The following is a 17,057-nucleotide window of genomic DNA, read 5'->3' as shown; positions in this document are numbered from 1 at the left end:
TTAATCGCAACATAGCTAAGGCGTATGCCCCGGCCCGGCAATGGCTCGACGGTGTTTTTCGCCTTTAACGCGGCAGGTTGACGAGGTTTGCGGCGATCTTGGCCCCCAGCCGGGCATTGTTGCGCACCAATGCGATATTGGCGGTGAGCGAACGGCCTTCGGTCAGCTCAAAAATACGCTGCAGCAGGAAGGGGGTCACGCCCTTGCCGTTAACACCCTGTGCATCGGCCTCGGACTGGGCCTGCGCGATGATCGGGGCCAGTTCGGCGGCGGGAATTTCCTCATCCGCGGGGATCGGGTTGGCCACAAGCTGCCCGCCGGGCAGCCCCATGGCGGCGCGGGTGCGGTGGGCTTTGGCAAGGGCTGCGGCATCGTCAAGACGCAGCGGCGATTGCAGATCGGAGCCTGCACTCCAGAAGGCGGGAAAGCTGTCTTGGCCCACGGTGATGACTGGCACGCCTTGGGTCTCAAGTACTTCCAGCGTTTTTGGCACGTCCAGAATGGCTTTGGCACCCGCGGCGATCACGGTGACAGGGGTCTGTGCCAATTCCATCAGGTCGGCGGAGATGTCAAAGCTCTCCTCCGCGCCTTTGTGCACGCCGCCGATGCCGCCGGTGGCGAAGACTTCGATGCCCGCGAGGTTGGCGGCGATCATGGTGGCGGCGACGGTGGTGGCGCCTGTGCCGCCCGACGCGATGCAGACGGCCATATCGGCACGCGAAAGTTTCGCCACATCTTTGGCCTGCGCCAGATCGCTGAGCTGGTCGTCGTCCAACCCGATGTGCAACGCGCCACGGATCACGGCGATGGTGGCGGGCACGGCCCCGGCATCGCGGATGTCCTGCTCAACCTGCCGCGCCACTTCGAGGTTCTGCGGATAGGGCATGCCGTGCGTAATGATGGTGCTTTCCAATGCCACGATCGGTGCGCCGCTTTCGCGGGCCTTGGCCACTTCGGCGCTGAAGGTCAGGGGCAGGGCGGAAGGGGCGGTGGTCATATCTTGGTCTCTCCGGAAACGTAAAGGGCGGCAGCGTCGAGTGCGGCCTTGAGGGCGGGTTGTGCGACGGCTCCGCCAAGTTCGGCAGCCACATGGGCGGCCATGAATGTGTCGCCTGCGCCCGTCACGCGGGCCACATGGACCGAGGGCGGGGTGAGGGTGATGATATCATCGCCTTGACCCACGGTGGCGGGGTTGCCGCCGTCTGTCACCACGGCACGACGCGCGCCGCGGGCCAGCAGAGCGCGGGCGGCGGAGGGGGAATCGTCAAAGCTGGCCTGACACAGCAGCCCGGCTTCTTCGAGGTTTACATAAAGCGTGCCGCGCCCGGCCTTCAGGAAAGGCGTCAGCCGCAGCGCCTTGCCGGGCGAGGCGGGGGCCACGCGCAGATCGGCCTTTGCCAACAGCGGGCTCTGCGCCATCCGGGCGAGCAATTCGACGGTGAGGTTGCCATCCAGCGCCACGGCGCCTTCGTAGGGGGCGGGCAGGCTGCCATCCTCCAGCGGGCGCAGAATTTTGTCGCCTGCAGCTTCCAGCGAATGGGCATCGGCAATCGCGGCAATCAACCCGTTGGACCCTTCGACGGCCATATAGCGGTCGGTCGGCAGGTCGTCTGAGCGGTAAACGTGATCGGTGATCAGCCCGCGCAGGGCGCAGGCGGCGATCAACTCGTCCCCCTCCGCGTCACGACCCACGGCGGACAGCAGCGCGGGCGTCAGCCCAAAGCGCGCAAGGGCCATGCCGATGTTCAGCGCCACGCCGCCCGGCAAACGGGTGATGCGCCCCGGCATGTCAGAGCCTTGGCGCATGGCGTTTTCAGAGCGGCCGATTACGTCCCAAAGGACGGAGCCAATGCACAGGATGTCAGCTGTCTTTGTCATGCGGCGCTTCTAGCCGCCAAATCTGCCGACGCGCAAGCGGCGTTATTGTGGCACCGCAAATGTCAGCGCGGCCCAGAGCGTTTCCCAGACCGGCTGATCGGGATCGTATCCGGCACCCGTCTGAGCCGCTGCTGCCGGGCGCAGCACTACAGCGTCAAAGAGGTACTCGTGGCCTGCGGTGACGGGAATAACCGCTTCTCCCGCCGCGTCGGTGCGGTGGAGCGAGATGGTCACGCTGTCATCCGGCGCGCGGTCGAAAACCTCAACCTGGGCATCGGCGCGGGGTTCATCCTGATAGAAAAGCGCGACTTTCATCTGACCCTCAAAATCCGCGTCATAGGGATTCGTCAGGGCGACAAATTCGGTGGTCATGCCGGTGGGGGCGTCGTCTCCAATGCCGGAACCTGTGGCGATCAGGGTTTTGACGTGGCGTGTATAGCTCTCCACGATTTTTTCCTGTGACCAGTCGTTGGCGCTGTGATCTGCTTCAGCCTTCGGGAAATCTTTGTGTTCCACGAAGGAGAGGAATTTCTCCCATTCCTCATAGGTCACCTTGGAGGGGGTGGTCTCGGCCACCACAACCACCAGCGCATCCCGGCCCGGCGCGGGGATTTGTAGTGCCGGGTTGTCGCCTGCACGGGGAGAGAGGTTAAAAGCCTGTCCCTCTACCACGATCTCAAAACGATTGAGCCGGTTGGGGAGGTAGGGAAAGGTCGATCCGACAAACTCTTCGCCATTGCGGAAATGCGCTGCGATCTTTTCGCCGCTTTCCACTTGATAGTTCAGCGGCGACAGCCAGTATTCATGGGCAACGGCAGGTAATGCCGGTAAGATACTGAAAATAATAGCGGACAACTGGGACAGTTTCATGAAGCGAACTTTCATTTTGTTAAGAACCAAGCTGGCATTGCTTGGGCTAATGTCAAGCGCGTTGGTATTTTCCATAGGCGCTGCGGTGCAGGCGCATGAGGTCAAACCGACAATCGCGGACCTGACCGTCGCCGAAGGGCGCGCTGTGCTGGCGCTTGAGATTAACCTCGAAGCTCTGCTGGCGGGGATCGACCTCGACACTGTCGAAGACACCGACAATGCCGAGAATGCAGGCGATTACGATGCGCTGCGCAGCCTGCCCGCCGCGCGTATCGCGGCCCGTGCGCCCGAGCTTTTGCCGGACTGGAACAGCCTGCCATTGCTCAGCGTGAATGGCGCGGCCGTGCCTTTGGAAAGTGTGATGATCGAGGTGCCCGAGGGGATCGACGCCGAACTGCCGCGCGACAGTCTTTGGCGGCTGGAGGCGGCAGTGCCCGCAGGAGCCGAGCAGGTGCAGGTGACCTGGCCCGATGGCGCGGGGGCATTGGTGCTGCGCCAGCAGGGGGTGGAAGACCCCTATACCGGCTATCTGGCGGGCGGCGAGACGAGCCCCGAGATCGCGCTCTCGGGCGGCGATGCGCAAAGCGGTTGGCAAGCCTTCGTCAGCTATATCCCGGTCGGTTTCGACCACATCCTGCCCAAAGGGTTGGATCATATCCTTTTCGTTCTGGGCCTGTTCTTCCTGTCGACCCGTCTGCGCCCATTGATCTGGCAGGTTACCGCCTTCACGCTGGCTCATACGGTCACACTTGCGCTTGGTGCTTTGGGCTGGGTCAACGTGCCTGGTGCCATTGTGGAGCCGCTGATCGCCGCGTCGATAACCTATGTCGCGGTCGAGAATATCTTTCACTCCGCGCTGAACCGTTGGCGGCCCTTGGTGATCTTTGGCTTCGGCCTGCTGCACGGGCTCGGCTTTGCCTCGGTGCTGGGGGACTTTGGCCTGCCTGCGGGGCAATTCGTCCCGGCGCTTATTGGCTTTAATATCGGGGTGGAACTGGGCCAGCTTGCGGTGATCGCCATCGCCTTCGTGCTGGTCGGCTGGGCGATGAAGCGCGATTGGTATCGCCGGGCCATCGCGGTTCCCGCCTCCTGCGTCATCGCGGCGGTCGGGGCCTATTGGTTCATCGAACGGGTGTTTCTGTAAGCGCACGGGCAGCCCTTAACCGGGCTGCCCCAAGGGTCGCTTAGCCCTGCATGGCGGCGATCAGGGTGGCGAGTTCGGCCACCGGATTGTCCTTGTCCCAAATCTCGGTCCCGATGCCGAAAAAGTCGGTCCGGGGGGCGAGATTGCGGATCATGTTGATGTCCAGCGCGCCCTCGGCGACGACGGGCACTTCGATCACTTCGGACCACCATTGAAACAATTCGGCTTCGGCAAAGCTCCCGTCGCCTAGCGTGCTGGCTTGGGTGGGGCCAAAGCTGACGTAATCGGCTCCGGCTTCGCCAGCGGCCATCCCCTCGTGCCGCGATGTGCCGCAGAAGGAACCGACGATCGCATCCTCGCCCAGTTCTTTGCGGGCATGGCGCACGGTGCGCGCGGCATCGCTAAGGTGCACCCCGTCAAGGCCGAGCTTTTCGACCATCAGCAGGTGATCCGAGATCACCAAGGCCACATCGCGCGCATGGGTCACTTCGCGCAGCGCGTCACCGGCGCGCGACAGACGGTCTTCGTCGCGGGTTGATAGCGCCATCCGCACACAGGCGACCGGATGCGCGTCCAGCACGGCGGCCAGTTGCGCGGGGAATTGGCTCAGCTCAACTTCGGGCGGGGTGATAAGGTAAATCTGCGGCTGTTCTGGCGCGTCCATGGTCACTGTCCTTAATCGGGTCTGGGGCCCTGTTCGGGTCTGGAGGTCTGACTAGCGCAAGGCGCTGCAAAAGAAAACGGATATGCGTCTGTGGCGCGGGCTTTCTTGCGGTGGTGCGGCGCAGGGGCTATGAGGCGCGCATGACCCAGACAACATCCTCCTCCGTCCAGCCTGCGCCGATCCCGGCCATCGTGCTTGTCCGCCCACAGATGGGTGAGAACATCGGCGCCGCGGCCCGCGCGATGTGGAATTTTGGCCTTGATCACATGCGCGTCGTGGCCCCGCGCGACGGCTGGCCCAGCCAATCTGCCGTGGCCATGGCCTCGGGTGCGGGGCGGCTGTTGGATGAGGCGCAGCATTGCGACGATCTGCCGGGCGCGCTCAGCGATTGCGATTTCACCTTCGCCACCACAGCGCGCGGCCGCGACCTGACCAAGCCGGTCTACAGCCCCGAAGCGGCGATGCGGCTAGCCGCGGAAAAGATCGCGGCAGGCCAACGGGTTGCGGTGCTTTTCGGACCGGAGCGGGCCGGGCTTGAGAACGAGGATATCGCGCAGGCAAACGCCATCGTCTCGGTCCCAGTGAACCCGAAATTCGCCTCGCTCAACCTCGCGCAATGTGTGCTTTTGATGTCCTATGAATGGATGCGCGCACAGGGCGAAGTGACGCATGAAGTGACCGAGATGGCAGGCACCGACTGGGCCAAAGGGGCCGAGGTCGACCATCTGGCGCGGCATTACGAGGAACGGTTGGAAGAGGCGGGGTTCTTCTACCCCGAGCACAAAACGGCGTCAATGAAGCTGAACCTGCGCAACATGTGGTCGCGGATGCCGCTGACCCGAGCGGATGTGCAGATGCTGCATGGCGTCCTGCGGCAAATGGTCCGGTGGAAGAACAAGGGCTGAGGGAAGACTGAGGGCCAGCGGCTGCCCGTGGGGTGGCAATGCGTCGGGTGGTTCATGCCACTTTATCGTGCAGCGTCAACGCTTTGTCGCAAAGGCGCACCCAGCCTTGCCAAATCGCCTCCCCGTGGGGCGGGCAGGCGATGGCCCGGCGGCTGCGGCTTGACTCCGGGCTGGGCTGCCTCTGCACCGTTTCGAACATAACGCCCCCCGCTAGACCTTTCCCCGCCCATGGCATACCACTGCATCCAAACGGAAAATGAGGCGCGCCATGGCGGAAAAACGCAAACTTTTCGAAGAGGTCGGCACCGACCAACCCAGCCGTGCCCCGGTGCAAACCGGCGGCATCGACAAGGGCCGTGGCGGCGCACGCGGCCCGATCCGGATTTGGCTGATGATCCTCTTCGCGCTGGTCTTTGTAATGATCGCCGTGGGCGGGCTGACGCGGCTGACCGACTCTGGGCTCAGCATCACGGAATGGCGCCCTGTAACCGGTGCCCTGCCACCGATGACTGAGGCCGACTGGCAGTCTGAATTTGATAAATACAAGCAGATCGACGAGTTTCAGGTCCAGAACTCTTGGATGGAACTCTCTGATTTTAAAAGAATTTACTGGTGGGAGTGGGGGCATCGGCAACTTGGCCGGGTGATTGGCCTCGTCTGGGTTTTGGGCTTTCTCTACTTCCTGCTTCGGCGTCAAATTCCTGTCGGCTGGAACAAGCGCCTGCTTTTCATCGGTGCATTGGGCGGCGCGCAGGGGGCGATTGGCTGGTGGATGGTCGCTTCGGGGGTGACCAGCGGGCAGGGGGTGACGGATGTGGCTTCTTACCGTTTGGCGACCCATCTTGGCCTCGCCTTTGTCATCCTCGGATTTATCACATGGTATGTGCTCTTGCTGGGCCGCAGCGAACGGGACCTAATTCAGGCCCGCCGCGCCAAGGAGGCCAAGCAGTTCGGCATGGCCACCGGCTTGTTGCATTTCGCAGCGTTGCAAATCCTGCTGGGTGCCTTGGTCGCGGGCATTGATGCAGGGCGCTATTTCGTCGATTGGCCGCTGATGCAAGGGCAGTTCTTCCCGCCCGAGGCTTTCGATATCGCACCGACATGGCGCAATTTCTTTGAAAACCCCGGGCTGGTGCAATTCATGCACCGGGTGGCGGGCTATCTGCTCTTTGCATTCGGCGTGGTCGTCTGGCTGCGCGGTCGCCGTTCGGCCCATGCGCGGACGCGCTTTGCGTTTAATGCGGTGATGGCGGCGCTGGCCTTGCAGGTGGTTCTGGGCATCACCACGGTGCTCTATGCCGCCCCGGTGCATCTGGCGCTGGCGCATCAGGCGCTTGCCGTTCTGCTCTGGGTATTGATCCTGCGGGCGCGTTTTCTTGCGGCCTATCCCGTCGCTACATCGCTGAGAGGCTGAGACATGACTGCATATGACGATTTGATGGCCTTTCAGCGCGAGACCGAAGCCCTGGCGCAGGTCGCGGGGCGGCTCGGCTGGGACCAAGAAACGGTCATGCCCCGCGGCGCCGCGCCCCAGCGGGGCGAGGAGATGGCGGCGATGGAAAGCGTGCTGCACGCCCGCCGGATCGACCCGCGTATCGCCGATTGGCTGGGCCGTATCGAAACGGCGGGACTGGACGCGGTGGGTCAGGCCAATCTGCGCCACATCAAACGCGATTTTGACCGTGCGACCCGTGTCCCCGCCGATCTGGCGGCGCGGATCGCCCGTGTCACCTCCGTCGCCCAAGGCACATGGGCCGAGGCCCGCGCCGCCGACGATTTCGCGGCCTTCGCCCCGACCCTGAAAGAAGTGATTGCTCTCAAACGGGAAGAGGGGGCTGCGCTGGCCCAGGGGCGCGATATCGGTATTTACGACGCGATGCTAGAAGACTATGAGCCCGGCACCACGGCGGCGGACCTCGAAGCCATGTTCGGCGCGCTGCGCCCGAAATTATCTGAGTTGCGCGCCGCCGTGCGGGAGGCCGAAGCGCCGCCGGTGCTCGAAGGGGTTTTCGACGAAGCGGCGCAGATGACCCTGACCGCCAAACTGGCGCGGCGCTTTGGCTATGATCTGGCCACCGGGCGCATCGACAAGGCGTTGCATCCTTTCTCCTCGGGCTCGGGTTTGGACGTCCGGATCACTACAAGGACCAATGCGCTCGACCCGTTCAACTGCTTTTACTCCACCGTGCATGAGGTTGGCCACGCCGCCTATGAACAGGGAATCGACAGCGCCTACCTGCTGACCCCGCTGGGGCGCGGGGTGTCGATGGGGGTGCATGAAAGCCAAAGCCGAATCTATGAGAACCAAATCGGCCGCAGCCGCGCCTTCACCGGATGGCTCTACGGCGAGATGACGGCTGTCTACGGCGACTTTGGCGTGCCGGACGCCGAGACATTTTACAGAATCGTCAATCGCGTCTCGGATGGCTTCATCCGGACCGAGGCTGACGAGCTGCAATATAACCTTCACGTCCTGCTGCGGTTCGACCTTGAACGGGCGCTGATGTCGGGCGATCTGCAGGTCGACGGGTTGGAGGCCGCATGGAACGATCGGTTCGAGGCCGATTTCGGCTACCCGATCGACCGCCCCTCAAACGGGGTCTTGCAGGATGTCCATTGGTCCGTCGGACTATTGGGGTATTTCCCTACCTATAGCCTCGGTAATGTCTATGCGGGATGCCTTCATGAGGCACTGCGGAAAGCGGTACCTGACCTTGATGAGGCTTTGGCGAGGGGGGATACAAGCACGGCCACCACATGGCTGCGCGAGAAGGTGCAGCAGCACGGCGGGCTCTACGAGCCGCGAGAGGTGATCGCGCGGGCTTGCGGAAAGCCGCCGACGGAGGCGCCTTTGCTAACTTATCTGGAGAATAAGTTCAAAGATTTGTACAATATTTAAGCATACAGGACCGGGAACAATTGAGCGTTGACGGTGTTGCTTAAACAGCGGGCACTGCTTTGGTTCTTAACTATGCCTTAACATTTCGCCTTTGCGCTGCCCACGTTTATATGCGATGGTGCAGTGAGTTTAAAATTTGACGAGATACAGGAGTACCTAGACGTGAAAATTCTTGCAACGGTGGCGGCGACTATCGCTCTTACGGGTGCTGCTTTCGCCCAGACGACAACACAGGCAGCTGTTCTTGGCGCATCGGACGATAGCGTCTATTCGCTTCAGGTTCAGGGCGCTAACGGCATCATCTACAACTGTAAGCCGAACCCAGTAACAGTTGACGGCAACACCGCACGCGTTTGCGTTCGTGCTGATGGCGCTGGTCTCTTCGAAGCGGGCGCTGGCCTGGGTGGCGGCGCTGCTGCAGCCGGTGCGGCTCTGGTCCTGATTGCGATTGCGTCGGGCTCATCCTCTTCGACTACAACAACGACTACCAACTAAGTCTTAACGAAAGCTTAAGATGGAAAAACCCCCGCGCTGATAGCGCGGGGGTTTTTTTATTGCTGGATAGTCTGTCGAAAAAAACGCCCCCTACGTTTTGCGCAGGGGGCGGAGCGGCCGCCGATTATTCGGCGGCGCTGCTTCCTTCTTCGGCTTCGTCTTCTTCGTTGCCCTGATCGGCGATCCAAGCGACGCTGACGACTTCCTCGTTCTTACCGGTGCTGAACACCTTCACGCCGCCTGCGCTGCGCGAGCGGAAAGAAATCCCCTCAACCGGCACGCGGATCGACTGGCCTTTGGAGGTCGCAAGCATCACCTGATCGGACATTTCCACTGGGAAACAAGCGACGATAGGGCCATGGGCCATGGCTTTTGTCCAAGCGGTCACACCCATGCCGCCGCGGCCGCGGACCGGATAATCATGGGCCGAGGAAACCTTGCCCGCGCCCTTGGCGGTAATCGTCAGGATCAGATCTTCGGCTGCCGACATTTCCGCATAGCGTTCGGTGCTGAGCTGCCCTGCCTGAACCTGTTCTTCCTCGTCGTCGCTGCTGTCGTCATCGGTCAGCCCGGCCATCAAGCGGCGCTGTTTAAGATAGGCGACACGTTCTTCCGAGCTTGCCTCGAAGTGCCGGATCACGGACATGGAGACGAGGTTATCCCCTTCGCCCAAGCGGATGCCGCGCACGCCGACGGAGTTGCGCGAGTTGAAGACCCGCACATCGGTCGCCGGAAAGCGGATCGCGCGGCCCGCGTCAGTGACCAGCATTACGTCATCGTCGTTCGAGGCGATGCGTGCGTTGATCAGCGTGGTGCCTTCGTGTTCGCCTTCGAACTTCATCGCGATCTTGCCGTTGGACTTCACATTGGTGAAATCCGACAGCTTGTTGCGCCGCACGGTCCCTGCGGAGGTGGCAAAGATCACCTGTAGGTCGTCCCAATCCTTCTCATCCCGGTCGACGGGCATGATTGCCGCGATGGAGACGCCAGTGGGGATCGGCAGAATGTTGACGATGGCCTTGCCCTTGGCGGTGCGGGCCCCCTGCGGCAGGCGCCATGTCTTCAGCTTGTAGACCATGCCATCGGTGGTGAAGAACAAAAGCTGCGTATGGGTATTGGCGACGAAGAGGTTGGTGACGACATCCTCTTCCTTGGTCTGCATGCCCGAAACCCCTTTGCCGCCCCGGCGCTGCGCGCGGAAGTCGGCCAGCGGCGTGCGTTTGATGTAGCCACCGGAAGTCACGGTCACGACCATGTCCTCGCGGGCAATGAGGTCTTCGTCGTCCATGTCGCCCGACCAGTCGACGATCTCTGTTCGGCGCGGCACGGCGAATTGGTCACGCACCTCGCGCAGCTCGTCCGAGATGATGCCGAGGATGCGCTCTCGGGAGCCGAGAATTTCGAGGTATTCCTTGATCTTACCGGCCAGTTCTTCCAGCTCGTCGGTGACTTCCTTGACGCCGATCTGGGTCAGGCGCTGCAGACGCAGTTCAAGAATCGCGCGGGCCTGGGCCTCGGAAAGGTTATAGGTGCCATCGTCATTCGCGGTATGGGTGGGATCGTCGATCAACGCGATATAGGGCAAGATGTCTTCGGCGGGCCAGCGGCGGGTCATCAGCTTTTCGCGTGCCTCGGCCGCGTCGGCAGAGGCGCGGATGGTGGCGACAACCTCGTCGATGTTGGTGACGGCCACGGCCAAACCACAAAGGATGTGGCTGCGTTCACGTGCCTTGCGCAGCAGATAGGCGGTGCGGCGGGCGACAACTTCCTCGCGGAAGTCGATGAAGTAGCTGAGGAACTTGCGCAGCGTCAGCTGTTCGGGGCGGCCCCCGTTCAGGGCCAGCATGTTGCAGCCGAAATAGGTTTGCATCGGCGTGAATCGGTAAAGCTGGTTCATCACGACTTCGGCAGTCGCGTCGCGTTTCAGCTCGACCACCACGCGCACGCCGTTGCGGTCGCTTTCGTCCTGAACGTGGGCGATGCCGTCAATCTTCTTGTCGCGGACCTGTTCGGCGATCTTTTCGATCATCGTGGCCTTGTTAACCTGATAGGGGATCTCGTCGATCACAATGGCCCAGCGGTCTTTGCGGATTTCTTCGACCCGCGTCTTGGCGCGGATCACGACGCTGCCACGCCCCTCAAGGTAGGCTTTGCGTGCGCCGGAACGCCCCAGCATGATGCCGCCTGTCGGGAAATCGGGGCCGGGGACATAGTCGATCAACTGTTCAGAGGTAAGGTCCGGATCGTCAATCAACGCAAGGCAAGCGTCGATCACCTCACCAAGGTTGTGCGGCGGGATGTTGGTCGCCATGCCGACGGCGATACCGCCCGCGCCATTGACCAGCATGTTGGGAAAGCGCGCGGGCAGGACAGTCGGTTCCTGCTGCTTGCCGTCGTAGTTGTCTTGGAAATCAACGGTTTCCTTGTCGATGTCCGCCAAAAGATAGGCGGCAGGCTTGTCCATGCGCACCTCGGTGTAGCGCATTGCCGCCGGGTTATCCCCGTCCATCGAGCCGAAGTTGCCCTGACCGTCCAAGAGCGGCAGTGACATGGAGAAATCCTGCGCCATCCGCACCAACGCGTCATAAATCGCACTATCGCCATGCGGGTGGTACTGGCCCATGACATCGCCCACCGGGCGGGCAGATTTGCGGTAGGCTTTTTCATGCGTGTTGCCGGTCTCATGCATCGCGTAAAGGATGCGGCGGTGCACCGGTTTCAGGCCATCGCGCAGATCGGGAATCGCGCGGCTGACGATCACGCTCATCGCGTAGTCCAGATAGGACGTGCGCATCTCGTGTTCGATGGTTACCGACGGCCCGTGAAAGATGGGCTTTTTGTCTGCGTTTTCAGGGGTATCCGGCGTATCGGTCACGTATCTTGCCCACCATTTTTATGGTTCTATATCTTGGGGCTTTCTATAGCAGACGGGGCATATCAGGTGCAATGGCTGTGGCCGAAACGCACTGGCAGCACTCTAGATCAAGTGCCAACATGCTGTTTTCATTGAAAAGTAATTCTTAACGCGCAAACTTGTCATACAGAGGCAGCAAAGGAGGCGCAACATGCCCCGCAGTGAAACCGAAATGATGCTGAAAGGTTACGGGCTAACCACGGCAGAGTTCTTTTATCATATGCCCGACTATAGTCATGTGCTGAATAGCTATATCTGGCAGGATTACGACATCGCGCCAGACCATCCGCGCCTGTTCGAATTCGTCGAATTCTGGCGCGCGGAACTGGACGGGCCGCTGCATTCGGTCCGTTTCACGCATCGGAAACTAATCGGTCCCGGTGAGTGGCAGAACCAAGTGGGCGAGTTCACGCTACATTAAGCCAAAAGGCAGCCATCCAAAGGGCAGGGGCGTCAGGCCGAACAGCTCGCCCCGCCCAAGACACAGAACTTTGCACAGTGCGGGTGGTTCAATGCCACATCACGCTCCGCCTCGGCCAAGGTCGTGCCAAGCTCGAACTCCGGGTCGTAGGGCAGCAGGGTGCAGGCCAGCACGGCAGGCTTCTCAGCGCCTTTGCGTTTGACCACCATACGAGATGAAGAGCACATCACCGCATTTGGCGAAATATCCAAGATGCCCCAGCAGGCGGTTGTGATCTCGGGGACCTCAACGGCTTCGTCCATCTCTGGGAAAAGCACAGTCATGCCGGGGTCTTGGGCGTCGATGTCAAAGCCGTGCTCGGCGTAAAAGGCGGCATAGCCCGCGCGGCTATCGGCATCACTATCGGCAAAGATCGAGCGCCCGGCCACGGCCATGCGAAACCCATTGTCGCGCAGCCATTCCATGCCCAGCAGCGTCTTGTCAAAAGCCCCTTCACCGCGCTCCGCGTCATGCAGATCGCGGCGGTAGTGATCGACGGAGATACGAAAGGTCATCTTGCCGGGATAGGCATCGCGCAGCCGCAACAGACCGTTTTGCACTGACTTGCGCATCATCGGGCGCATGGCATTGGTAAGGATCAACACCTCATAGCCGCGCGCCAGTGAGGTTTCGGTGATCTCGATCATCTGCGGGTTCATGAAGGGCTCGCCCCCGGTAAAGGCGATTTCGCGCACCGGCCAGTCGCGCTCGACGATCTGGTCGAGGTAGTCGCGCACCTCTTCGGCGGTGATATAGACCAGCGCGTCATTCTTGGGGCTGGAGGCGATGTAGCAGTTCACACATTCGATATTGCACAGGGTGCCCGTGTTGAACCAAAGCGTTTCCGCCCCGCGCAGAGCGACGGTGGCGCGCGGTTCCCCCTTGGCGGTCACCGCCGGGTTCAGGAACTTGCCCTCGTTTGCTTGCGCAGTATCTTTCATGATTGGTCCTTGCGTGATCCCGTGTGTTTCTATCCAGTTGTGGTAAGCTATTGCGACCCTGCCTAAAAGTCCAAGCTGCGGGGCGCACAGTCTTGTGAACTGGGTAAAAATAAGTATGTTTGCGCTAACTCTGCTATCTCGCACAGACAAGGATTGATCAATGGTTTCGCGTGTTATCCCTGTCGACCCTTTCGATCTGGTCATCTTTGGCGGCACCGGCGATCTGGCCCGGCGCAAGATTTTGCCCGGCCTCTACCGCCGCTATTGCGCGGGCCAAATGCCCGAAGAGGCGCGGATCATCGGTGCCGCGCGCACCGAAATGGACGCCGAAGGCTACCGCGAGATGGTGTCAGAGGCGATCAGCGAATTTGGGGGCAAAGACGCCTGCGATAACCTCGATGCCTTTCTGGCCAAGCTCGACTACGTCGCCATCGACGCACGAGGAGAGACCGGCTGGCGCGAGCTACAGGCGTTGATGTCCGGGAAAGACCGGACCGAGGTCTACTATTTCTCCGTCGCGCCGGGGCTCTTTGGCGATTTGGCTGAACGCTTGCAGCAATGGGGCATGGCGGGCGCGGAATGCCGGATCGTCGTCGAAAAACCCTTTGGCCGCGATCTGGAGAGTGCGCGCGCGCTCAACGCGACATTGGCCACCTATTTTAAAGAGCAGCAGATCTATCGGATCGATCACTATCTCGGCAAAGAGACGGTGCAAAACCTCATGGCCGTGCGTTTCGGCAATATGCTGTTCGAGCCGCTGTGGAACCGCCAATATGTCGACCACATCCAAATCACCGTGGCCGAGACGGTGGGCGTGGGCGGGCGTGGCGAGTATTACGACAAATCTGGCGCGATGCGGGACATGGTGCAGAACCACCTGATGCAGCTTTTGTGCCTGATCGCGATGGAGCCGCCCGCGCGGTTTGATCCGGATGCGGTGCGCGACGAAAAGCTGAAAGTGATCCGCGCGATCGACCCGGTGTTGCCGCATCATCTGGTTCGCGGTCAGTACGAGGCCGAAGAGGGCAATGAAGAAGAGGCGCCAAGCTACCGCGACGCCGTCGATAACCCGCGCTCACGGACCGAGAGTTTTGTGGCGCTCAAGGCCCATATCAGCAATTGGCGCTGGCATGGCACGCCGTTTTATCTGCGCACTGGCAAACGGATGGTGGCGCGATCGAGCGAAATCACCGTGGTTTTCAAAGACACGCCCCACTCGATCTTTGCCGAAGATGCAGGCCGCCACCGCAATGTGCTGTCGATCCGCCTGCAACCGAACGAAGGCATCACCCTTGGCGTGACGATCAAGGAACCGGGGCCGGGGGGCATGCGTCTTGTCGATGTGCCGCTCGACATGACCTTTGCCGAGGCGCTTGGCCCCGATGGGGGCGATCAGGTCGATGCCTATGAGCGGCTTGTCATGGACGTGATCCGGGGCAACCAGACATTGTTCATGCGCGACGACGAGGTCGAGGCCGCCTGGGCCTGGACCGATCCGATCATCCAAGGCTGGGAGGCGCGTCACGACGTGCCCAAACCCTACGACAGCGGCTCTGCCGGGCCGACGGATGCGACAGAAATGATGCGGCGCGATGGCCGTGAATGGCGAAAGGTATCCCCATGAACATCATCGAATATGCGGACCGCGAAATGCTGGTGATGAATGTCGCCAACAAACTGGCGGGCAAGCTGAAATCGGCGCTTTCGGGCAATGACCGCGTGTCCTTCGCGGTGCCGGGCGGCTCTACCCCCGGGCCGATCTTTGAAATGCTCAGTGCCACCGATCTGGATTGGGAGCGCGTGGATGTGATGCTGACCGATGAACGCTGGGTCGATGAGCATGATTCGCTGTCGAACGCGCGTTTGGTGCGCGAGCATCTGTTGAACGACCGCGCCGCCGCGGCACGGTTCATCCCCTTTTTCCGTGCTGGTCTGTCGCCGGGCGAAGGGGCAGAGGCCGTGGCCCCCAGTCTGGCTAGCCATATGCCGATCTCTGTCCTGCTGCTTGGCATGGGCGATGACATGCATACTGCATCGCTTTTCCCCGGCGACCCCGGCCTGCCTGACGCCTTGGCCGCTGATGCGCCACTGCTGTGCCCGGTCTATCCCGAGGGGCAGCCCACCGCGCGGGTCACGCTTCCAGCGCATGTCTTGGATGGGGCGCTGAACAAACATCTCGTGATTTTCGGGGAAGAGAAACGCGCCGCCCTTGAGCGCGCGCAGGGGCTTTCCCCCGAAGAGGCGCCGATCGCAGCGGTGCTGGATGATACTGAAGTTTACTGGGCGGCATGATGAGCATTTGGCAAGACCTTCAAGAGCGGCAAAACGCCGTGGCGGACCGCAAGATAACCGCGCTGTTCGATGACCCGAACCGCGCCGAGGATTTCTCGCTCCGCACGCAGCACATGCTGTTTGACTACGCAAAGACCAATATCGACGCTGGTGCCCGCGCGGCGCTGTTGCAGCTGGTAGAAAACGCCAAGGTCACCGGGCGTCGCGATGCGATGTTCGCGGGCGCGCCGATCAATGAAACCGAAGGCCGCGCAGTCTTGCACACGGCTCTGCGCAACCTTGATGGCGGGCCGGTCGAGGTGGCGGGCGAAGATGTCATGCCGCAGGTCCGCGACACGCTGGCGCGGATGCGCAGCTTTGCCGATCAGGTGCGCGGCGGCGACATCACGGATGTGGTCAATATCGGCATCGGCGGCTCGGACCTTGGCCCCGCCATGGCGACCCGCGCACTGACGCCCTATCACGATGGGCCGCGCTGCCATTTCGTCTCCAACGTCGATGGCGCGCATATCGCCGATACGCTGCGCGGGCTAGAGGCCAAGACGACCTTGGTGATTGTCGCCTCCAAGACCTTTACCACCATTGAGACCATGACCAACGCGCGCACCGCGCGGGCGTGGATGCAGGACCATGGCGGTGACCCGGCTGCGCAATTCGCAGCCCTCAGCACCGCGGATGACAAGACCGCCGAGTTCGGGATCGACCCCGCGCAGGTCTTCGGCTTTGAGGATTGGGTCGGGGGGCGTTATTCCGTCTGGGGGCCCATCGGCCTTTCGCTGATGATTGCCATTGGCCCCAAGGCTTTCGACAGCTTCCTGCGCGGCGCGCAGGAGATGGACCGCCATTTCTTCGGTGCCGAACCGGCTGAGAATATGCCGATCCTTCTGGCGCTGGTGGGCATCTGGCACAACCAAATCTGCGGCCATGCCACACGTGCGGTGCTGCCCTATGACCAACGGCTTGAGATGCTGCCCGACTACCTGCAACAGCTTGAAATGGAATCGAACGGCAAGGGCGTGCAGATGGACGGGTCTGACAGCCCGCGCCACACCGGTCCGGTGGTCTGGGGGGCGGCGGGCACCAATGGCCAGCACGCTTTCTATCAGTTGATCCACCAAGGCACCCGTGTGATCCCGTGCGAGTTTCTGGTCGCGGCCAAGGGGCATGAACCTGACTTGCAGCATCACCACGATTTGCTGATCGCCAATTGCCTCGCACAGTCCGAAGCGCTGATGCGCGGGCGGTCCTTGGACGAAGCGCGGGCGATCATGCGCGATGCCGGGCTGTCGGGCGATGAGCTTGAGCGCCAAGCGCGTCACCGCGTTTTCCCCGGCAACCGGCCCTCAACCACGCTGGCTTATGAAACACTTGATCCTTTCACGCTCGGCCAGATCATCGCGCTTTATGAACACCGCGTCTTTGTCGAAGGGGTGATCCTCGGCATCAACTCGTTCGATCAATGGGGCGTGGAACTTGGCAAGGAACTGGCCAAATCACTCCAGCCGCTGGTCGAAGGAGAGGTTTCTCCCGAGGGCAAGGATGGCTCTACCGCCGGGTTAATCGGCTATATCCACCAGCATCGCGGCTAGGGACTA

General features: G+C 61.6%; 15 protein-coding genes. 9 read left to right on the top strand and 6 right to left on the bottom strand.

Annotation, left to right across the window (positions count from 1 at the left end; translation table 11 throughout):
• Positions 1-64: 64 nt before the first annotated feature.
• From K3758_RS10135 to K3758_RS10125, 3 genes are read right to left on the bottom strand one after another with little or no spacing between them, the layout of a single operon-like run.
• Positions 65-997 (bottom strand): pseudouridine-5'-phosphate glycosidase, encoded by a 933-nt coding sequence (locus K3758_RS10135; RefSeq protein WP_259944453.1) that lies wholly within the window; start codon positions 995-997, stop codon positions 65-67.
• A complete protein-coding gene (locus tag K3758_RS10130; RefSeq protein ID WP_067623801.1) occupies positions 994-1,878 on the bottom strand; it encodes a PfkB family carbohydrate kinase in 885 nt (294 codons plus the stop codon). The genes K3758_RS10135 and K3758_RS10130 overlap by 4 nt, the downstream gene beginning before the upstream one ends.
• 42 nt (positions 1,879-1,920) lie before the next feature.
• Positions 1,921-2,823, bottom strand: a complete 903-nt coding sequence (locus K3758_RS10125) for a DUF4198 domain-containing protein (protein WP_259944450.1) — start codon at positions 2,821-2,823, stop codon at positions 1,921-1,923.
• Between K3758_RS10125 and K3758_RS10120 the strand changes: the two genes are divergently transcribed.
• Positions 2,747-3,892, top strand: coding sequence for a HupE/UreJ family protein (locus K3758_RS10120; RefSeq protein WP_259944448.1), 1,146 nt, complete (start codon positions 2,747-2,749; stop codon positions 3,890-3,892). The genes K3758_RS10125 and K3758_RS10120 overlap by 77 nt on opposite strands.
• Positions 3,893-3,932: 40 nt before the next feature.
• On the opposite strand, the gene K3758_RS10115 is transcribed toward K3758_RS10120, so the two are convergent.
• On the bottom strand, positions 3,933-4,556 hold the full coding sequence (locus K3758_RS10115; protein ID WP_259944446.1) for a thiamine phosphate synthase: 624 nt from the start codon (positions 4,554-4,556) through the stop codon (positions 3,933-3,935).
• Positions 4,557-4,696: 140 nt separating this feature from the next.
• On the opposite strand from K3758_RS10115, the gene K3758_RS10110 reads away from it, so the two are divergent.
• The 4 genes from K3758_RS10110 to K3758_RS10095 all read left to right on the top strand — a co-directional run bounded on the left by K3758_RS10110 (position 4,697) and on the right by K3758_RS10095 (position 8,855).
• Positions 4,697-5,461 (top strand): RNA methyltransferase, encoded by a 765-nt coding sequence (locus K3758_RS10110; protein ID WP_259944444.1) that lies wholly within the window; start codon positions 4,697-4,699, stop codon positions 5,459-5,461.
• Positions 5,462-5,729: 268 nt separating this feature from the next.
• Complete coding sequence (gene ctaA / locus K3758_RS10105) at positions 5,730-6,875, top strand: heme A synthase (RefSeq protein ID WP_259944441.1); 1,146 nt, start codon at positions 5,730-5,732, stop codon at positions 6,873-6,875.
• 3 nt (positions 6,876-6,878) lie between these two features.
• The gene (locus K3758_RS10100; protein ID WP_259944439.1) at positions 6,879-8,360 is read left to right on the top strand and encodes a carboxypeptidase M32; all 1,482 of its coding nucleotides are present in this window, start codon (positions 6,879-6,881) and stop codon (positions 8,358-8,360) included.
• A 162-nt stretch (positions 8,361-8,522) separates the two neighbouring features.
• Positions 8,523-8,855 (top strand): hypothetical protein, encoded by a 333-nt coding sequence (locus tag K3758_RS10095; RefSeq protein WP_259944438.1) that lies wholly within the window; start codon positions 8,523-8,525, stop codon positions 8,853-8,855.
• Between the two features lie 124 nt (positions 8,856-8,979).
• On the opposite strand, the gene gyrA is transcribed toward K3758_RS10095, so the two are convergent.
• Complete coding sequence (gene gyrA / locus K3758_RS10090; protein WP_259944437.1) at positions 8,980-11,730, bottom strand: DNA gyrase subunit A; 2,751 nt, start codon at positions 11,728-11,730, stop codon at positions 8,980-8,982.
• Positions 11,731-11,920: 190 nt separating this feature from the next.
• Here gyrA and K3758_RS10085 point away from each other — a divergent pair, with 190 nt between their 5' ends.
• Positions 11,921-12,190 carry an usg protein gene (locus tag K3758_RS10085; protein ID WP_067623819.1) on the top strand — a complete coding sequence of 90 codons (270 nt, stop codon included), beginning with the start codon at positions 11,921-11,923 and terminating at the stop codon, positions 12,188-12,190.
• 32 nt (positions 12,191-12,222) lie between these two features.
• On the opposite strand, the gene K3758_RS10080 is transcribed toward K3758_RS10085, so the two are convergent.
• On the bottom strand, positions 12,223-13,170 hold the full coding sequence (locus K3758_RS10080) for a radical SAM protein (RefSeq protein WP_259944434.1): 948 nt from the start codon (positions 13,168-13,170) through the stop codon (positions 12,223-12,225).
• Positions 13,171-13,330: 160 nt separating this feature from the next.
• On the opposite strand from K3758_RS10080, the gene zwf reads away from it, so the two are divergent.
• Genes zwf through pgi form a run of 3 tightly spaced genes read left to right on the top strand, consistent with a single transcriptional unit; the run spans position 13,331 to position 17,051 of the window.
• On the top strand, positions 13,331-14,794 hold the full coding sequence (gene zwf / locus K3758_RS10075) for a glucose-6-phosphate dehydrogenase (protein WP_259944432.1): 1,464 nt from the start codon (positions 13,331-13,333) through the stop codon (positions 14,792-14,794).
• Complete coding sequence (gene pgl, locus K3758_RS10070; RefSeq protein WP_259944430.1) at positions 14,791-15,462, top strand: 6-phosphogluconolactonase; 672 nt, start codon at positions 14,791-14,793, stop codon at positions 15,460-15,462. The genes zwf and pgl overlap by 4 nt, the downstream gene beginning before the upstream one ends.
• Positions 15,459-17,051: a glucose-6-phosphate isomerase gene (gene pgi, locus K3758_RS10065; protein WP_259944427.1), complete on the top strand. Its 1,593-nt coding sequence runs from the start codon at positions 15,459-15,461 to the stop codon at positions 17,049-17,051. Before pgl ends, pgi begins: the two co-directional genes overlap by 4 nt.
• Positions 17,052-17,057 lie beyond the last annotated feature (6 nt).

Source organism: Sulfitobacter sp. W002 (genome assembly GCF_025142135.1).
Classification (GTDB): Bacteria; Pseudomonadota; Alphaproteobacteria; order Rhodobacterales; family Rhodobacteraceae; genus Sulfitobacter; species Sulfitobacter profundi.
This window is presented reverse-complemented; position numbering and strand designations above follow the sequence as displayed.

Bases quoted from the DNA above. Each gene is read 5' to 3' on its own strand.
- K3758_RS10135 (WP_259944453.1), bottom strand. From the start codon at position 997: ATGACCACCGCCCCTTCCGCCCTGCCCCTGACCTTCAGCGCCGAAGTG.
- K3758_RS10130 (WP_067623801.1), bottom strand. From the start codon at position 1,878: ATGACAAAGACAGCTGACATCCTGTGCATTGGCTCCGTCCTTTGGGAC.
- K3758_RS10120 (WP_259944448.1), top strand. From the start codon at position 2,747: ATGAAGCGAACTTTCATTTTGTTAAGAACCAAGCTGGCATTGCTTGGG.
- K3758_RS10125 (WP_259944450.1), bottom strand. From the start codon at position 2,823: ATGGAAAATACCAACGCGCTTGACATTAGCCCAAGCAATGCCAGCTTG.
- K3758_RS10115 (WP_259944446.1), bottom strand. From the start codon at position 4,556: ATGGACGCGCCAGAACAGCCGCAGATTTACCTTATCACCCCGCCCGAA.
- K3758_RS10110 (WP_259944444.1), top strand. From the start codon at position 4,697: ATGACCCAGACAACATCCTCCTCCGTCCAGCCTGCGCCGATCCCGGCC.
- ctaA (WP_259944441.1), top strand. From the start codon at position 5,730: ATGGCGGAAAAACGCAAACTTTTCGAAGAGGTCGGCACCGACCAACCC.
- K3758_RS10100 (WP_259944439.1), top strand. From the start codon at position 6,879: ATGACTGCATATGACGATTTGATGGCCTTTCAGCGCGAGACCGAAGCC.
- K3758_RS10085 (WP_067623819.1), top strand. From the start codon at position 11,921: ATGCCCCGCAGTGAAACCGAAATGATGCTGAAAGGTTACGGGCTAACC.
- K3758_RS10080 (WP_259944434.1), bottom strand. From the start codon at position 13,170: ATGAAAGATACTGCGCAAGCAAACGAGGGCAAGTTCCTGAACCCGGCG.
- zwf (WP_259944432.1), top strand. From the start codon at position 13,331: ATGGTTTCGCGTGTTATCCCTGTCGACCCTTTCGATCTGGTCATCTTT.
- pgl (WP_259944430.1), top strand. From the start codon at position 14,791: ATGAACATCATCGAATATGCGGACCGCGAAATGCTGGTGATGAATGTC.
- pgi (WP_259944427.1), top strand. From the start codon at position 15,459: ATGATGAGCATTTGGCAAGACCTTCAAGAGCGGCAAAACGCCGTGGCG.